This is a genomic window from uncultured Roseibium sp. (assembly GCF_947499295.1).
In the GTDB taxonomy this organism is placed as follows: Bacteria; Pseudomonadota; Alphaproteobacteria; order Rhizobiales; family Stappiaceae; genus Roseibium.
In genome coordinates, this window is record NZ_CANMNP010000019.1 from 48,488 (window position 1) to 65,764 (window position 17,277).

At 54.8% G+C, this 17,277-nt stretch carries 13 protein-coding genes; 1 reads left to right on the top strand and 12 read right to left on the bottom strand.

Features of this window, described 5'->3' with window-relative positions; genetic code table 11:
* Window positions 1-302: 302 nt before the first annotated feature.
* The 6 genes from Q0835_RS24420 to Q0835_RS24445 all read right to left on the bottom strand — a co-directional run bounded on the left by Q0835_RS24420 (window position 303) and on the right by Q0835_RS24445 (window position 9,959).
* Window positions 303-2,306 carry a M23 family metallopeptidase gene (locus Q0835_RS24420; RefSeq protein ID WP_298965169.1) on the bottom strand — a complete coding sequence of 668 codons (2,004 nt, stop codon included), beginning with the start codon at window positions 2,304-2,306 and terminating at the stop codon, window positions 303-305.
* Window positions 2,307-2,416: 110 nt separating this feature from the next.
* Entirely contained in the window at window positions 2,417-4,348 is a 1,932-nt protein-coding gene (locus Q0835_RS24425; protein WP_298965172.1) for an adenylate/guanylate cyclase domain-containing protein, read from the bottom strand.
* Window positions 4,345-5,031 carry a hypothetical protein gene (locus tag Q0835_RS24430; protein WP_298965174.1) on the bottom strand — a complete coding sequence of 229 codons (687 nt, stop codon included), beginning with the start codon at window positions 5,029-5,031 and terminating at the stop codon, window positions 4,345-4,347. The genes Q0835_RS24425 and Q0835_RS24430 overlap by 4 nt, the downstream gene beginning before the upstream one ends.
* 163 nt (window positions 5,032-5,194) lie before the next feature.
* Complete coding sequence (locus tag Q0835_RS24435) at window positions 5,195-6,766, bottom strand: caspase family protein (RefSeq protein WP_298965176.1); 1,572 nt, start codon at window positions 6,764-6,766, stop codon at window positions 5,195-5,197.
* Window positions 6,767-6,834: 68 nt separating this feature from the next.
* On the bottom strand, window positions 6,835-7,131 hold the full coding sequence (locus Q0835_RS24440; protein WP_298965179.1) for a hypothetical protein: 297 nt from the start codon (window positions 7,129-7,131) through the stop codon (window positions 6,835-6,837).
* Window positions 7,132-7,247: 116 nt separating this feature from the next.
* The gene (locus tag Q0835_RS24445; protein ID WP_298965181.1) at window positions 7,248-9,959 is read right to left on the bottom strand and encodes a caspase family protein; all 2,712 of its coding nucleotides are present in this window, start codon (window positions 9,957-9,959) and stop codon (window positions 7,248-7,250) included.
* 280 nt (window positions 9,960-10,239) lie between these two features.
* Here Q0835_RS24445 and Q0835_RS24450 point away from each other — a divergent pair, with 280 nt between their 5' ends.
* Complete coding sequence (locus Q0835_RS24450; protein ID WP_298965183.1) at window positions 10,240-11,091, top strand: GNAT family N-acetyltransferase; 852 nt, start codon at window positions 10,240-10,242, stop codon at window positions 11,089-11,091.
* Window positions 11,092-11,118: 27 nt separating this feature from the next.
* Here the strand turns inward: Q0835_RS24450 and Q0835_RS24455 are convergent, their stop codons facing one another.
* From Q0835_RS24455 to Q0835_RS24480, 6 genes are all read right to left on the bottom strand, one after another.
* Entirely contained in the window at window positions 11,119-12,063 is a 945-nt protein-coding gene (locus tag Q0835_RS24455) for an ornithine cyclodeaminase family protein (protein ID WP_298965185.1), read from the bottom strand.
* A 99-nt stretch (window positions 12,064-12,162) separates the two neighbouring features.
* A complete protein-coding gene (locus Q0835_RS24460; protein ID WP_298965187.1) occupies window positions 12,163-13,266 on the bottom strand; it encodes a calcium:proton antiporter in 1,104 nt (367 codons plus the stop codon).
* Between the two features lie 142 nt (window positions 13,267-13,408).
* Window positions 13,409-14,188 carry an ABC transporter ATP-binding protein gene (locus Q0835_RS24465; RefSeq protein ID WP_298820768.1) on the bottom strand — a complete coding sequence of 260 codons (780 nt, stop codon included), beginning with the start codon at window positions 14,186-14,188 and terminating at the stop codon, window positions 13,409-13,411.
* On the bottom strand, window positions 14,185-14,940 hold the full coding sequence (locus tag Q0835_RS24470) for an ABC transporter ATP-binding protein (protein WP_298820770.1): 756 nt from the start codon (window positions 14,938-14,940) through the stop codon (window positions 14,185-14,187). The genes Q0835_RS24465 and Q0835_RS24470 overlap by 4 nt, the downstream gene beginning before the upstream one ends.
* 11 nt (window positions 14,941-14,951) lie before the next feature.
* Window positions 14,952-16,160, bottom strand: a complete 1,209-nt coding sequence (locus tag Q0835_RS24475) for a branched-chain amino acid ABC transporter permease (RefSeq protein WP_298820772.1) — start codon at window positions 16,158-16,160, stop codon at window positions 14,952-14,954.
* Between the two features lie 3 nt (window positions 16,161-16,163).
* Window positions 16,164-17,195 (bottom strand): branched-chain amino acid ABC transporter permease, encoded by a 1,032-nt coding sequence (locus Q0835_RS24480; RefSeq protein WP_298820774.1) that lies wholly within the window; start codon window positions 17,193-17,195, stop codon window positions 16,164-16,166.
* Between the last annotated feature and the right edge of the window lie 82 nt (window positions 17,196-17,277).

Consider the following 17,277-nt stretch of genomic DNA (forward strand, 5'->3'; position numbering starts at 1 on the left):
TGCCGAGACTAATAACTCCGGGATATGCGAGACACGGGAAACTTCGTTTCGCATGTCCCTGGCGGCCATAAATATAAGAAGGCAAGCCGGATTGCCCGGTGCTACGGCCAACACCATCCTTGCTTCGATCGCAGAGCCTTTAAAACCCACGTTTGGACGGCAGCCGTTTTCTGAGCCAGCGTCTCAACGAGACCTGCGTTTGGGAAAACGTTGCCGAGCTATCCCATCTACGCTTCCGGAAACTTAAGCCACGGCAAACGTGATGAGTTCTTTGGCTTTCCAAAAACAGACTGGGTACCTGCCTACTGCACACTCAAGATTTCGCCGACGACCGAGCGATAATCCTTGAGATCCTTGCTTGCAACGGATTGCGGTGCGTCGGATCCGGTTTCCATTTCAAAGGCCAGCGGGTCGGTCGGCTCACCCCGTTGCCGGATTTCAAAATGCAGGTGCGGACCGGTTGACAGCCCCGTCGTACCAACATAGCCGATCAGGTCACCGGCTTGGACCACCGTCCCTTTTTCAATACCATCACCGTACTCGTGCATATGAGCATATCTGGTCGTAATCCCATCCTTGTGTGTGAGCTCGATGAAATTGCCGTACCCTCCTCGCACATCTCGGTAGGTCACCTTTCCAGAAAACGCGGCTCGAATGGGTGTTCCCGTTGGTGCAGCCCAATCAACACCCGCATGCAGCCGTTCCGTCTTTTTAATCGGGTGAAAACGCATGCCGAATTTTGAGGTCAAAACCCCTTTAACCGGAACAAGCATTGCGCCTGAAAGGCTAACTTTTCCGCCTTCGCTGACGCAAGCAAAGCCTCTGTTGCCAGGGGCTTTGAGCACGTAGCAACGCACTGACCAGTCGTCACCTCGCCTTACGCCGGCAAACAGAACCCGGCCACCACCTCGTTTTTCGTCTCTTGGTGCGTCAGTGAACACGAGGGTAAAGCGTTCATCCGGTTTGATCGCCCGCTTCAGGTCGGTCGTTGGTGCCAGATAAGCAATGGCTTCACCCACAATTGAAGCCGGCACCGCGTTGCGAACAGCTGTTGCATAAAGTCCATCGATCAATCGATGCGTCTTATCGTTTGCCGCGCTACCATCGCCAGCGCTTTTGTCGCTTACGATCTTTTCCTCAACGATTGTTTTTCCAAACCATGGGTCAGCACCGTGAACATAGCTGTCTCCATCGCGGCTCAAGGAATACGCGGCACTCCCAAGATATCCATCCTTGGAATGAAAGGAAATCTGTACAGGACGATAATAGTCACCGATCCGGCCGACTTTATTTGGCATTCGAACACCACGCACAGCGATTGTATCGCCTGCGATCAAATCGCCCTTCTTGAATTCGTTTCGTGCAAATTCCTGCAAGGGTTTCAAGACATCTACGTCGAACCCCTTGGCCTTCAGATAATCCGTCAGCGACGTCGCCTTTTCGATCCGTTCTCTGACCTCAATTCTGCTCGGCCCCTGCCCGATTGGTCGCTCCGTCAAAAAGAGGTCCAGAGTGTCGGTCGGTGGCTTCAAGAATACTGGAAGGTCAGTGCCGCCATCGCTTGCCTGGTCCTCTTCGACAACCAGACCCTCCGTATCGTCGCCACCACCGAAATTGCCAAACTGGAAGTCAGCTTCACTGCCTGGTGCACGGATCACGAGATTCCCGTCAGCATCAAGCATCTGACTGTCAAGAACGAAGGCCGTCAACGTGGGGACGGCTGTATTGCCGGAATTCGCATTTGTTGGGACAGGCCGTTCAGAGAGTTCTATGCGCCTGCTCGAAGCACCACTGCCGAGCAACACCGGATCTCCTGCAAGCGGAATAACAGCGGACAAGGCCATATCGAAAAACGGATCCGCTGGAATATCCAGATCATCGTCACTGGCAACCACGGTTTCAGGGTCGGCCATTTCCAATGGTTGGTCATCCGTGTCCGCTACTTGAACATCCTGGCCATCTGCGTCGCCTTCAACTGGTGCGTCATCGCTTTCCGTTTGGACCGCAACATCGCTTCCCGGCAAATTTTCTGGAGGCGAGAACGAGATGGATCCCGAGGTAAACAAATGCGCCAGACCTCCTGCAACTCCCCCGAATAGGAGAAAGCCAATCGCAAGTCCGGCGTAGACAAGTTTGGGTGAGGACTTTTTCTGCCCTGGCGGCGTCTTCCTGATCGGTGTTTCCCGCGTGGCTTTCGCGGGTTCTGCCGTCGGCGCAGGCTGCGGCTTTCCAGACGGCCGGATAATGGTCCGGTCGAACTCGGGCCTGTTGACACCCTGATTCCAATTGTCAGGCCATTGAGCCATACCGCCTTCCTTGCTTCCTCAGGGCGCCCTTCGCACCTGTAGGTCTGATCAGGTTGATCATGCCGGATCGGAAGTTTGGATGCAAAGGCAGAAAACGCAGAAAATTGGTGTCAACGCGGGAACTTAAGCAATTTCGGCTGTTGTTGCTTGGATTTGTCTTTCGCCGCGTAACCGTCTTCCATGTACATTTCAGCGCTGTCCAGGGTGAACACAGAAATGTCCTTGCTCAAGCCGCGCAACTGGCCTGTCCAGATTTCTTTAACCGGATATGTGTTCGTCAGATTTTGAGCTACCGATTGGCTAAAGGCCAAGCGAACCTTCTTGTCCTTTGCCACAGATTCTATTCGGCTGGCTGTGTTGACCGTCGTACCCATGACAGTAAATGATCGGCGGAACTCACCGCCGATATCTCCGACCAGAACAGGACCAGCATTTAATGCTACCCTCAGATCGAGAATAGGCTGGCCGGTTTTCCGGCGGAGGACTTCAAGCAGGCCGACGATCTCACGCGACGCGTCGACAGCAGCCTGTTCAGGATTGGCGACCGTGTTGGGTGCGTTCCAGACTGCCATAATTGCATCACCAATATACTTGTCGATGTAGCCGTGATGCGCGGTTATCACGCGTCCGATCTCGTCGAAACACGTATTGACCATCTTGACCACTTCCCCGTCGGCAAGACTGTCGGACATCTTGGTGAAGCCAGCAATATCAATAAAGGCAACAACAACTGTTCTTGTGTCCCCGCCTAGTTCCGGCAATTGCTCTGAATGCGCCATCTGGCGAATAACGTCTGGCGCCAGATAGTGGCTGAAAAGCCTGACCAGAGATCTCTGTTTGCGCTGCAGCACCGCAACCTTTCCGGATGCGGAGACAACCATCGCCACGATGCAGGCGACCGGCGCTACGCCTGGCGCGATCAGAAAGCCGAACTCCAGCCCCACCAGGCTGATCCCCAGCGCGGCGGCGATCCCTCCAATGGCGATCAGCGGCAAGGTCATCAAGGGTAACATGAGGCCAGCGAATGCTCCTGCGATCGCAAAAGCGATGGCAAGCCCCCAAAGCAGACCAGCTGGAGGTTCAAGAGCGACACGGCCGGTCAAAGCAGCGCCAACAAGATCGGCCAGGATGAACACACCTGCCGTCTGCGCCTGTACTCTGGGTCGCCCGCTCTGCCCTGTTTCCACCTGGCCGGCTGAAGCGACAGGCAAGAAACGGTCCGAATAAAGATGCTCATCTTCGAACGGGATCAAACTGCCAATCAGAATGATGCGTCCGCGCGCGAACTCCTTGAGCTTCTCGCGCCCCTCCTCACTTTCCATCATGGTCAGCACATCGATCATGGATAGATAGGGTATTGAGGAGGACAACCGGGCGTCAGGAATTGCCGTGTAAGTTTCCGACAACGACGACCTTGCGGCCCCCAACAACGCGTCAATCAGATATGGCGACTGAGCGAGCGGCAGCTGCGGCGTGTGGCTGCGCACGACACCATCGCTGTCAGTAGAAATTATCACTGAGCGCACGCCGCCACTGCCAGCCGCAGCAGTGAACCGTCTGTGCGGAACACCGACTTCGGTATGAGCAATAAATACTCTGCCACGATTGGCAAAAAGAAAGCGCTGAAATGGGAGATCAAAGCCCCGGAGGCTTTCTTCTCCAGTCTCGGGATACACAAAGGAGTCCGCGCTGTAGGCGAAAACAAAATCAAAGCCGAGCGCTACGGCTCCGGCGTCGAGTATCGCCTGACCGGTTTCAGCCAGTACAGGCGTCATCAAGACGCGCGGATAAGGTGAAAGCCTGTCTGAATCGAGAGCCGCCTGATCCAGCCCAATCACGGCAACAGGCGCAGATGCGGAAGGCTGCGCACCACCCATAATGGCCCGGATCTGAAAAAGCCGGTCGGTAAACCAACCTTCCCAAATCGCCTTTTTCGCAGACAAGCCGGCGATACCACCGATGCCCATCGCAACACATGCAATGAGCACGATGAGCTGTTTCCGGCCGAATGCTGCGTCTGCAATCCGGCCCGTAAAGGTCATTTCACGATGACTACCGCAGTTTCTCGTCCAACCTGAACGGGATCAATGGTGATCTTGCGCATGACAACACCGTAGTCCGGCGCCTTGCCCTGCAGAAACAGCTCAACTTCGACGGATTCGTCTTCTTCAACGCGGTCCGGCATTTCAGTCAGGATGTTGTCGAGCACGTCAAATCGCTTCGGGGCACCGCCGCCGAAAGAAACAAAAACCTTGTCGTATTCTTCACGCAGCTTGTTGTCGAAACGCAGCATCAGGGACGCCGCCTTCTTGTTCTCAAGGGTCAGGCCCCGGAGCGTCACGGTCAAGCCCTTGTCGGCCTTCTCATCCTCCGAGCCACTTTCGGCCTGTAGGCAATTGCCGGCTCTCAGCAGCTTTTCTTCTCCGCCTTCGAGTGTGTAGCCGTTTGAAGAAACATTCACGATACCAGCCATCAGGCGAACTTCCTGACAGGCACCGTAGCTGAGCAAATCGATATGCCCGGACTTGCCGAGGTCAATCACGTCGCCAGGCATCAGTTCTTCAAATGCAGAAACGCCAATGCCTTCTGACTTGTCCAGAACAAGCGCGACAGGCTCAGCGAAAGCGGTGCTCACAGCAGCGGCAAGCCCGACAGAAAACACGGATCCGATAGTTGCAGCCTTCATACATCGTCCCATAGGAATATTCTTGAATGAACTCGTCATCTCGGTCTCCCAAGTTAAGTGCTGTTCGGCAGTCGGCGACAAAGTGCCAAAGCCGTTCTTGTGAAACAAGTTATAGCAGAGTGTGGCGATTTGAGTGTGGCTATGGTCACACAAAGGAGTTTTTCGAGCCCAGACAAGCAAACACAGTGCAAATGGCACGCATTTATCCAGCAGGCTGGGTATAGACACCCGCGATCCCGATACCGCTTGCAGCGGTCCTGATCAGCTTCAGGAGACTTGGCAGGAGCTCGGGACTGAGTGCCTTTCCATCGAGCGCGGACAAAACGCCGACAAGTTGCACCATTGGTTTGTTCGAGCGAACCAGAACAATGTGATCTGCACCAAAGGGCAAAGCTGCGCGCAAGTTGAGGCCATAGGGTTTGTCGGCATCGAGAAGCGTATCCTTGCCCAAAGGATCGGCTCTCTTGTCCGGCGCCAGCAACCTCAAGGTCCCATCAGCTTCCAGAGCGAAAACCGTCATGTAACCACCTTCGTCTGACGTCAGCCCGACCTTGAACGCGGCTCCTTCCGGAATATGACCGACGGAAGGCTGCAGTTTTCCTTCAATGGGCTGAACATCCCTTGAAAGCGCATAAAGATCGGACAGCAAGACCCATTTGGTGACCACATCAGCAAATCGATCTGCATTCTGTGCCTGACCGCGAAGAACAATGTCGCCAAACTTGGTCAGAACGTCTCCTTCTTCCACATCCCAGAAAAGATCCGCATTTTCACTGCCGGCAATCTTCAGTCTGCCAGAGTGCAGCGTTGTCAGGTTCTCTAGGATCGGACGTGCGGCATCGGCACTGGCTGACAGTGTCAGCTCGTATACGCGGCCGTCCAGAAAGGTATCTTCCACGCGCGGCAGTACAGCTGCACGGCTGTCCCCGCCAACACTGAGGCTGGGTGACTGCCTGCCTTCGGTAGCCACACGAACTGTCTCCTGCAAGAACCGGCTCAACTCGGCCATCGAAATGCCGCCATCCCGGTCCAGATCGGCGCGTCCTTCAACGCCGCGTGCGAAAGCCCAGCTCAATACTCCCCGCGGTTCGCCGCCAATCATCAATTCTGGAATGACTTGTCCGTCTACAGTCGCCCCAACGTAGATGACATTCGGAAGTTCCTGAAGATCTTCAGAATTGGCCTTCGCCAGCACGGGATGGACAGGTGCAGAGCGCAAAACGTCGTTCTCGAATGGCGGCAGACCGATGAGTCTTGTCCCGAGCCGTGTGACACGCGGGTCAATCGAGCGGGTCATTGTGCCGGAGTGGCAGCTATCTGCGATCACCATGACGCTGCGCTGGCCGGCAGCTCGCAACATTGCCGCGATGTCGTCGTCCCTGAGACGCTCACCATTGCCAGGTGCAGCAACGTCAAAGCCGGCGAGCAAAAAGACCTCGTCCAGCCCATCCTCTTCAGAGCCCGCGAGCCACTCCGCTTCCTGAGCACCGTGGCCTGCATAAGACAACACCAGCACATCATCGGGTTCGGAACGGGCAACCAATTCCTGCCAGGCTGTGAGAATGGCGACACGCGACGCCTCATCATCGAAAAGCGTCGTTAGATCCTGAACGCCTGCGGCTGTCAGCGTTTCGGCAATGTCCTTGGCGTCGTTCACCGCTCCCTTGAGCGGTGAAACGTGACGATAGGCATCAATGCCGATTACCAGCGCCCGCCATTCGCCTGCCGAAGCTGTTGCAGCAAGTGCAAACAGACAGAGCATAGCTGCGGCCATGTGTTGGAACCCCAACCGGCCCAAATGTCGGATCGCTGATCTCATGTCAAACTCGCGAATGGACCGCGTTAGCCCCAAGAGCCGCCGCCGCCGCCGCCAGGACTGTCATTGCCGCCGCCGCTATCGTTTCCGCCGCCGCTATCGTTTCCACCGCCGCCGCCACCGTTGTCGTTGGAACTGTCGCGAAGTGACGGATCGTTGATGGGATCAACGACCGGACGCGTGGTCGATCTTGTTGTAGTGGAGGCGTTAGCTGCAGCTGGTTGTGCAACAGCGTTTGGATTTGGGTTCTGCTGCGTCTGGCAGCCCGCGACCAGAAACGCGGCCATCCCAGCCAGAGGTATTAAACGCAGTAGTGAATTCATTGTCTTTCTCCTTAGCCCCCGGAAATTTTACTCCGGCAAAACTGACCGAATGCTCCAACTCAAAAACGTCGATCAACCCAAAGACCTTCCCGAACAGGTTCGGGAAAATCGAAAATTTAAAAGAGATCGTAACGTGGACGGCTCTGTTCCCACTGATGCTTGACCAATGAAATGACGGCCTCGTCACCCTGAACAGGCTCACGACCACTCGCCTCAAAAAATTCTGCCAGCGCTTCTCGGGTTTTCCTGCCTGGCTGACCATCCACGGGCCCAGGTTCAAAACCCAAATCCGTCAATGCTTGCTGCAAAACTTTGGCTTTCAACCTCTTGTCCGCATCTTTTAGCGATCCATTGGCTTTGTCTGCTGCCTGCGACGAAGGATCGACTGCAACTGCCATGGCAAGCATCCTGATGCGATCGCGTGCGGCAGCCTCACCGGACAGCTTGCCAAGCATGAAAGCGGTATTGAATGCACCCCAGGCATCGCCACGTTGGGCACTTTCCCGGAACCACTTGGTCGCCTCCTCCGGACTTTTTTCAACGCCTTGGCCGTTGAAGTAAAGAAGCCCAATTGCAGTGCCTGCTGCCGGGTGACCGCCGTCGTGCGCCTTCATGAACCACCCGAGAGAGGCTTCAAAGTCCTGCGGAACACCTTTTCCGTCTCGGTAAAGGGTCCCCATGTTCAGGAAGCCGTAGATGTCATCTCGAGATGCAGATCTGTTGTAATAGTAGACAGCCCTGTCAACATTTTCGCCAACGTGCTGGCCGCGTAGATAAAATCCGCCGATAGCGTTGTATGAAAAAGTATGCCCGGCTTCCACGGACTGCAGAAGTTTTTCCAGTCCAGCTTCTTCATTCTGGGCTGTTCCTTCGCCTCTGATCTCGGCCATGCCGAGAGAATGAAGCGCATAGGCATCACCACGTTCCGCAGCCTTGCGATAGAGCTCGACCGCCTTTTCCCGGTTTCGGTCAATACCGGCGCCAAGATAATACATGCGTCCAAGAACCTGGCCTGCTCGTACGTGGCCCATTTGATAGGCCTGCTCAAAATAAGCGCTCGCCTGTTCAAGGTTTCCGGCAGCAAATGCGCCGCGCCCGCGCTGGAATACAAACCGACCGAATTCAGGATAGGATGCCATCGCGGCGGCGCAGGCTTTGTCCACCGCATCCGGATCCAGATCGTTGGCCAATCGGCCCTCTGTAACGGCCTGCAGATCGAAAGGTTGTGTCGCCAACTGATCGCACTGAGTGACACGCGGTTGAACAATCTGAGTGATTGTTGTCGCCTGACCGGTGGCGGCAGGAAGTTCTAAGGAAAACTTTCCGGCCTCGGTCTCACTGCCAATCTGTGGGCGCACGGTCAGCGTTGGCAGGGCTGAAACGGGAAATCTGTCACCGCTTTGAAGGAGCCTTCCTTCTGATGAAAGCTGCAGGTCCGGATCAACGGAAACGACTTTCAACCAATCGCTGGTTGCCGGCAGACCATCTGCCGGGGCTTCCGGATAGATGTTAACCGGTCCAACTCCGATATCCGCATCGACGGCACCGGACGTTGCCTGATCCGTCAGCCAGGCCAACAAGTCCCGCAGACGCTCGGCGCGTTCTTCCTGGTCCTTATTGTCGTCTACGGGCTCTATCGCCTGGGCAACCGTAATGGAGGCAATTGCGTTGGCTGTGCCGCCCCACTGGTCTTTGACCTCATATCCGATCAGTTCAACGTTACCTGCACCAGACTGCGCGGGCACAAATTCCAGACTGGCCAATTCAGATGCGCCAATAACGTCGCCTTCAGACACGACTGCGCCACCAGGCAATCGCAATTCGCCCTTCTCTGGAGAGAGTGTCAAGGTCGCCTGCAGACTACCGCCTTCGGGTTGCACTGGTTCCGGTATCCTCAACGGAACCGCCTCCTTGCCCGCAGAAACCGTTACCCGGTGATGCGCCGTTACGATGGGCTCCGGCTTTGGCGGTACGAAGTAGAAATTCGTGACAAGCGTAGAATCCTCGTAAGGGATCTGCTGGCCACCGGTCTTTTTGACGACCTCATCCCGCACCTTGGTCATGAGATCCTTGATCTCCAGAGCGGGATTGAGGGCATGCCCAACCACAGACGTGGTGAAAGGGCTCATGGGCCCCTCGCCGTCAAAGGCAACCTGACCGGGACGCGTTGCGTATGAAATGAATGCGCCAAGCTTGTTGGGAATACGCCTAAGCCCACGCGTCTTGCCGAGGGAATACTCCTCTTCACCCCAAAACAGGCTACCGATTTCAAACGGATTGTCACGGCAGGCATCCAGCATCACGATTTGCAGGCTTGAAGCCGCCTTCATGTAATCTAGCAGATGCGAAACCTTCAGACTCTCAAACTCCAAATCATATTCGGAAGTGAGTTTTGCATCGATCGGCAAAATGAAGTTGGATTCGCCAACCTGAAGCGCGTGGCCGGAATAGTAAAACAGCGCCGTATCGCCGTCTTTCAGCTCACGCAGAAACCTCCGAACGACTTTCTCAAGCTCTTTCTTGTTGAGATTCTTGCCGATCGTGACATCGAAATCGGCCTCACGCAGCACCTTTGAAATTGCGAGCGTGTCATTGATCGGGTTCACCAGCGGCTCGACATACTCATAGTCCTGGTTGCCGATGACCAGCGCAACCCTTCGGCCATCTTCGGGCGTAGGTGCAGCAAGTGCGTATTGCCCGGGCAAAGCAAGCCCAAGCGGAAGGCTGATCAATCCGATCCGAACAGCCCTGCGAAGCCTGGCAAGTGGTTTTGGAGCTTTTGGTCCGGCGGACCAGAGCACGATTGGATGCGATTTCCGATTTTGCATTACGTCCTCAGCGCTGTAACCTCGACGATACTTTAGCGCTCAAGCAGATGTCAGACTGTGACAAACCTCACAAGGAGATCGATCTTGCCGATACGATCAGCGCCCCACGACTGTATGCCCTTGCGTAAAGTGATGCACACTTGCCGCTCGGAAGCAAGCCAAGCCTAGGGTGCAAAAGCAGTTTTCATTTTTCCATTTCAATTGTTGACCTGATGATTTTCATTCAAACCGAGTCATTCTAGGTTGTGACAAATCACAAATAAGGACATCCGGATTTTCCATGACCACTGAACTCCAAGTCCGCCAATTGACCGAAAACGAGATCCAAATCCCCCTCACAATGGCCATGGAGGAAGGCTGGAACCCTGGCTTGGAAGACGGACCGGCGTTCTTTTCCGCAGACCCGACTGGCTATTTCGTTGGCGAAATCGACGGCAAGCTCGTCAACGTTATCTCCGGCGTTCGATACGGAACCGGGTATGGTTTTATTGGCCTTTACATTTGCAAACGTGAATTCAGGACAAAAGGCTACGGCCATCAAATCTGGCATCATGCAATGTCATATCTGGATGCCCGCGTAATAGGGCTTGATGCTGTCAATGAACAGACCGCAAGCTACGCAGAACACGGGTTCAAATCCATCTACCGGAACATCCGCCAAATAGGGACATCCACTTGTGACACTCCCATGGATCCGCGTATTGCACCTCTCGGTCGTGGTGTTTTTTCATCGATCCGGGACTACGACCAACGCTTTTTTCCGGCCGAACGCGAAGACTTTCTGAAGCGCTGGACAGATCCCATGAGCGAGACTCGAAGAGGTTTCGCTTTTGTGGAAGACGGTATCGTGATGGGCTATGGCGTTATCCGTCAATGCCACGAAGGCTTCAAAATCGGTCCTCTGTTCGCTGATACACCGGAGATTGCGGACACTTTGTTCAGGACTCTGGCAGGCCAGGTTAAAGGACAATTCGTCATACTGGATACGCCCGAACCGAATGCTGCTGCTCTTCTGCTCGCGGAAAAATACGAGTTGTCTCCAGAATTCGAAACCTTTCGGATGTATCGGGGAAAAGCGCCGGAGCTGCCATTGGACCAAATGTTCGGAATAACCACCTTCGAACTTGGCTAATAGTCTCTTGGAGCATTGAGCCCGAACTCAGTGCTCGACATTTCGATAGGCAAGCATGGCGCCGGCCAAATCTTCCAATGCCGCGCCGACCGATTTGAACATCGTGATCGCGTCGTCTGATTTCCGACCCGGATGATCGGTTCTACAAAGATCATAAAGATCCGCACGAATGTCATCACGCGATATCAGTCCGGCCTTGAGCGGTTGGACAATGTCGCCACCTTCAGTCAAACACCCATCCCTTGTGTCGACAAAAATTTCCGCTCTTTTGATAAGATCGTCATCGCTTTCCCGCATGGTTGGCTTGAAAGCCCCGACCAGATCAACATGCGCGCCGGGTTTCAGGGCCTTTCCCTTTATCAAGGGTTCTGAAGAAAGGGTTGCCGCACTGATGATATCAGCCTGCCCAAGCGCTTCAGTCAGACTATCAGCTGCATTGATCCTGATGGGAAAGGTTGACTGCAGTTCCGTTGCAAGCTCACTCGCTTTCGCCTTCGAGCGCCCCCAGATCGTAACTTCCTCTATCGAGCGGATGGCCATGTGAGCTGCGATCAAATTGGGAACAAGCCGTCCCGTCCCAAGCAAAAGCAGGTGACGTGCGTCTGAACGTGCCAGATAGCGCGCTGCCAACGCGGAAGCAGCCGCCGTTCGACGCGCGGTGAGCTCACCACCATCGATCAGGGCCAGCATTTCACCAGTCCCTGCATCGGAAAGCAGATACTGTGCGGAAACCGCAGGCAGCGACCGCTCGGAGTTACCCGGAACAACGGTCGCGACTTTCACCCCTGCATATTTGCCCGGCAGCCAGGCTGGCATCAGCAAGAGAGTCGCATCAGGCTCACCCGGTATTTCCATGTCGTGATGATGCCTGGTCGGCATCTTGCAACCGGTTCGAAAAATCTCTGCAAGGGCGTCTATCAAATCCGGAAATGGAAGCGCATCACGCGTCTGGTCTTCGTTCAGCAGCAGCATCTGTTGTCAATCAATAGTGTGGTTAATACCTAGAGGAACAAAACATATTCGCCGACCCGGACCAAGAACTATCTTTTCAAAGACAAAAGCAGAATACTCTCACGATAAATCGAAGATCATCATCACATATGCTGCAAAGAGCGCAAGATGAACCGCCCCGAGTAGATAGTTGGTGGTTCGACTGCCGAATGTCAGCAAGCTGACGAACAGTGTCAGTGAGAGGAGTACGATTTCGGCCGACTCCAGGCCGAGCTCGACGGTGTGACCAGTGTAGTAGCCGACAAAAAGAACCGCGGGGACAGTCAGTCCGATGGTCGCCACAGCAGAGCCGAGACAGATATTGACTGCTCTTTGCAGCATGTTCTCTTTTGCCGCCTGTAGTGCACTTAGGCCTTCCGGCATCAACACGAGGGCAGCAACAATAAATCCGCTCAGCGCGATTGGTGCACCAAGGCCGTCAATCCCGAATTCGACATAGAGCGCCAGCTTCTTGGACAGCAAGATAATCGGTAGCAAAGCCCCTAGAAGACCGACGATATGAAACGGCATCGAGCGAACCACGATCCCATGATGGCCGTGATCACCATCCTCTAATGCGTCCGGTTGACGAAAAATGTCGCTGTGAGTGACTGTCTGGATCGCCAGAAACACGCCATACAACATCAATGACATGACCACCTCAAACCCTGCCTGGAGCGGAGAAAGCTCGCCGCCTGGCGCCGAGTGCGTAAAGCGTGGCAGGACAAGCGCAAATATGGCAAGTGGAACAAGAACCGACAAAAACGCCTTCGCGCCTTCAAGATTGTAGGACTGGTTCTTGTGTTGCAATCCGCCCACCAGAAGGCAAATCCCTATCAATCCGTTCATAACGATCATCACGACCGAGAACATTGTGTCTCGTGCCATGGTCGGCGCCGCATCGCCCGACAACATGATCGCGACGATAAGGGCCACCTCAATGCCGATAACAGCCAGGGTCAGTATGAGTGTTCCGTAGGGCTCTCCCAGCAACGTGGCAAGGCATTCGGCATGCCGTACAACAGAAAACGCGCACCACATGACCACGACAAAGATCAGAGCCAGCAGCAACAGCGACGGACCAACGCCGATGTCGTCGGGTTTCAAGAAACCTCCCAGATACGCAAATGCAGCAAAAAGGAGAAACCCGGCCAGACTTGGCATTTCGGACTTCAGCAAGGTCACGCCCCCGGGACCAGAGATTGGAAACAGCAGTCGACTATAGGCTGCTCGCAATGTCAGCTGCAATACGCAAGGCCGAGTGGCTAATCTTCATACAAAAAAAACCGGCGCAAAGCGCCGGTTTGGCAGTTCGATGATGTTGCCATTAAATGGCGAGGTATTCCTGTCGCAGTTCTGCGTTGTCGAGCACTTCCTGTGCAGACCCGTCGAACACCACTTCGCCCATATCAAGAATGACGGCACGGTCTGCAAGGTGAAGAGCCGCAATTGCGTTTTGCTCGACGATAATGGTCGTCATGCCAAGCTCTTTCACGCCCTCCAGGATCCGCTCAATCTCCTGAACGATCACCGGCGCCAACCCTTCGTAAGGTTCATCAAGAAGCAGCAGTTTGATGTCCCGGGCAAGAATACGGGCCACAGCAAGCATTTGCTGCTCCCCACCCGACATTGTTACGGCCTCCTGCGACCGCCGCTCGGCCAGACGCGGGAAGTGTTCGTAAATCCGCTCGATAGACCAACCTTTGGGTTCCGCGATCTGGGACAGTTCCAGATTTTCCTGAACGGTCAAACCGGGAATGATGCGCCGATCTTCCGGCACAAGCCCGACACCACAACGTGCTGCCTCAAAACTTTTCATTTCGTGCAGCGGTTTATGATCGAGCCAAACCTCGCCATGGGTCAGTTGTGGATCGTCCATGCGGGCAATTGTCCGCAGTGTAGACGTTTTTCCGGCACCGTTGCGCCCGAGAAGCGCCAGGATCTCGCCTTCGCGGACATCAAACCCCACGCCTTGCACGATGTAGCTCTCACCGTAATAGGCGTGCAAGTCCCACGCAGAGAAATATGCCGGTGCAGCACCTGTCGCTTTCTTGGGCTTGATGCCAGGTGCTTGTTTTCCGGCAAACTGATCGTCAAGTAGGGTCACAGATGCGCTCCTCCGAGATAGGCTTCCTGAACGCGCGGATCGCCCTTGATGTCTTCTGGCTTGCCTTCAGCAATAATAGTGCCCTGAGCAAGTACAGTTACCTTTTCTGCCAGCGAAAACACAACGTGCATGTCGTGCTCGATCACTACCTTGGTGATGCCACGGTCGCCGATGCGTTTGAGAAGATCAATGGTGTTGTTGGTGTCTGCGCGTGACATTCCCGCTGTCGGCTCGTCAAGCAGAAGTAGCTTTGGATCCTGGGAAAGGCACATCGCCAATTCCAGGCGGCGTTTGTCACCGCGTGACAACGAGCTCGCAGTCACTGCCCTTTTGTCTTCAAGGCCGACATCTTCAAGCATGTGCATCGCCCTGTCATGAATTTCCGCGTCCTGATCGACGCGGGCGAACGCATGAAGGGCAAATTCGCCGTCGCGCTTTGCCAGCGCCGGGATCATGATGTTTTCAAGCAAAGTCAGATCATCGAAAATTTCCGGCGTCTGAAAAACACGTGAAACTCCGATCTGATTGATTTCGTGAGGCTTCATACCGGTTAGTGATATGTCGCCGAACATCACGGTTCCGGTGTCCGGGGCCAGCCGGCCAATCATACAGTTCAGAAAGGTCGACTTGCCGGCTCCATTCGGGCCGATAATGGCGTGAACCGTCCCTTCTTCAACAGAGAAGTTCACATTGTTGAGGGCCCGCAGTCCGCCGAACGACTTGTTCACACCCTCGACGCGTAGGATTTCCATATCAGTTCACCTTATTCTGCAGGGGCTGCGGATGCCTGAGGCGCAGACTTGTCTTGCGAAGGCGGCTTGCGCCGCTTGAAAAGACGTCCGATCCGCTCCATGCCTTCCATGATGCCACCCGGCAGGAAAATCACGATCAGCATGAACATGATGCCGAGGGTAAGGTGCCAGCCCTTACCGATGAATGGGTGGATGATGAACACCAGAGCATCTGCCAGTCCGTCCGGCAACGCTGCAAACCAGTCATAGAGGATGTTGTCGTTGATCTTGGAGAAGATGTTTTCACAATACTTGATGAAACCGGCTCCAAGTACGGGCCCGATCAGGGTACCTGCGCCTCCCAGGATCGTCATAAGTACAACTTCACCCGAGGCCGTCCATTGCATGCGCTCTGCGCCTGCGAGTGGATCCATCGCGACCATCAAACCGCCGGCCAATCCTGCATACATGCCTGAAATCACGAACGCTGCCAGAGTGTAAGGCTTGCTGTTCAAACCGGTGAAATTCATCCGTTGTTGGTTGGACTTCACCGCGCGCAGCATCATGCCAAACGGAGAACGGAAGATCCGGATTGCGATGTAGAAGGCAATCATCATGACCACGGCACACAGGTAATAACCAGCGTTGAATGTGAAGAGCCATCCACCCATCGACATTTCGAAGCTTTCCCGCATCGGCATACCGAAAAAGTTCGCAGGCGGAATAGAGCCGTCGACCTGACTGACGCCAATGACCCGGGGGTCGTCCAGCGCCAGCTGGAGGCCGGTTTCGCCGTTCGTGATCGGCGTCAACACGGAATAAGCCAACGAGAACGACATCTGCGCGAATGCCAGCGTCAAGATCGAGAAATAGATCCCTGAACGCCGAAGCGAGATGTAACCAACCAGCAAAGAGAACAGACCGGCAAAGACAACCGACATGAAGATTGCCGGAATGACGTTCATCGTGAGCAGTTTCATCATCCACACACCAGCATAAGAGCCGACGCCGAGGAATGCTGCATGGCCAAAGCTGAGATAGCCGGTCAGACCGAAGAGAATGTTGAAGCCGATTGCGAAGATCCCGAAGATCAGGAAACGCTGCATCAGATCCGGATACCCGGCATTAAACTGGGCCAGTTCCGAGTTCTCTGGAAACGGGTTCAGCAAGAAAGGTGCAAAAACCACGAGAGCCAGGACAAGCAGGAACATGTAGGTGTCTTTTTTATTCAATCCCAACATGACTTAGCTCTCCATGACGCCTTTGCGCCCCATCAGACCGCGAGGACGGGTCAGAAGGATTACGATGGCGACGAGATAGATGATGATCTGGTTGATGCCTGGCAGCAGCGCGACGACCTGAGCCATTGACGCAAAGCTCTCCAGAATGCCGAGGAGGAAACCAGCCAGAACAGCGCCTGGCAGCGACCCCATGCCTCCGACAACAACCACGACAAAACTCAGGACCAGGAAGTCCATGCCCATGTGGTAGTTGGGCGAATTGATCGGGGCGTACATGACGCCCGCGAGGCCGGCGACAACCGCAGCCAGCGCAAACATGAAAGTAAAGCGCTTATCGATATTGATCCCCAGAAGGCCAACTGTCTGACGGTCTGCCATCCCTGCCCTGACAACCATTCCGAACGTCGTGAACTGCAAAAAGGCAAAAACAGCACTGATGATACCGGCAGCGAAGAGGAAATAGACGATCCGCCAATAGGGATAAATGATCAGATTGGGATCGAGGCCGAGCAAGACACCGAAGTCGAAGCTGCCAGAAAAGGCGTCTGGAGCCGGAGTTGGGATCGGGTTTGCGCCATAGAAATACTTGATGATTTCCTGAAGAACGATCGCAAGACCGAAGGTCACGAGGATTTGGTCAGCGTGCGGACGTTTGTAGAAATACTTGATCAGCCCCCGTTCCATGAACAGCCCGACCAGTGCCATGATCGGTATGGAGAAGAGGATTGCCAGTGGTACCGACCAGTCAATGATGGCAGCCCCGGTTTCGGGTCCGAACCAGGTTTCGACGTAGGGCGTTTCCACTTTCAGCGGATTACCGAGAAAATCGGTTCTTTCCGGATCGATGGTCGTGAACGAAAGGCTCAGCAGACGGTTGAGTGTGACAGCACAGAAGGCCCCGATCATGAAAAGGGCACCATGCGCAAAATTGACCACGCCAAGTGTGCCGAAAATCAGTGTCAGCCCCAGCGCAATCAGCGCATAGGCAGAGCCTTTGTCGAGCCCGTTCAGAATTTGAAGAAGTATCGCGTCCATCGCTCTTCGCTCGGATCCTAAGCGCGTGTGGACCTGCCCCCAACCGCGCGGTGTTTAAAGGATCAGGCAGGGCGGTTCACCG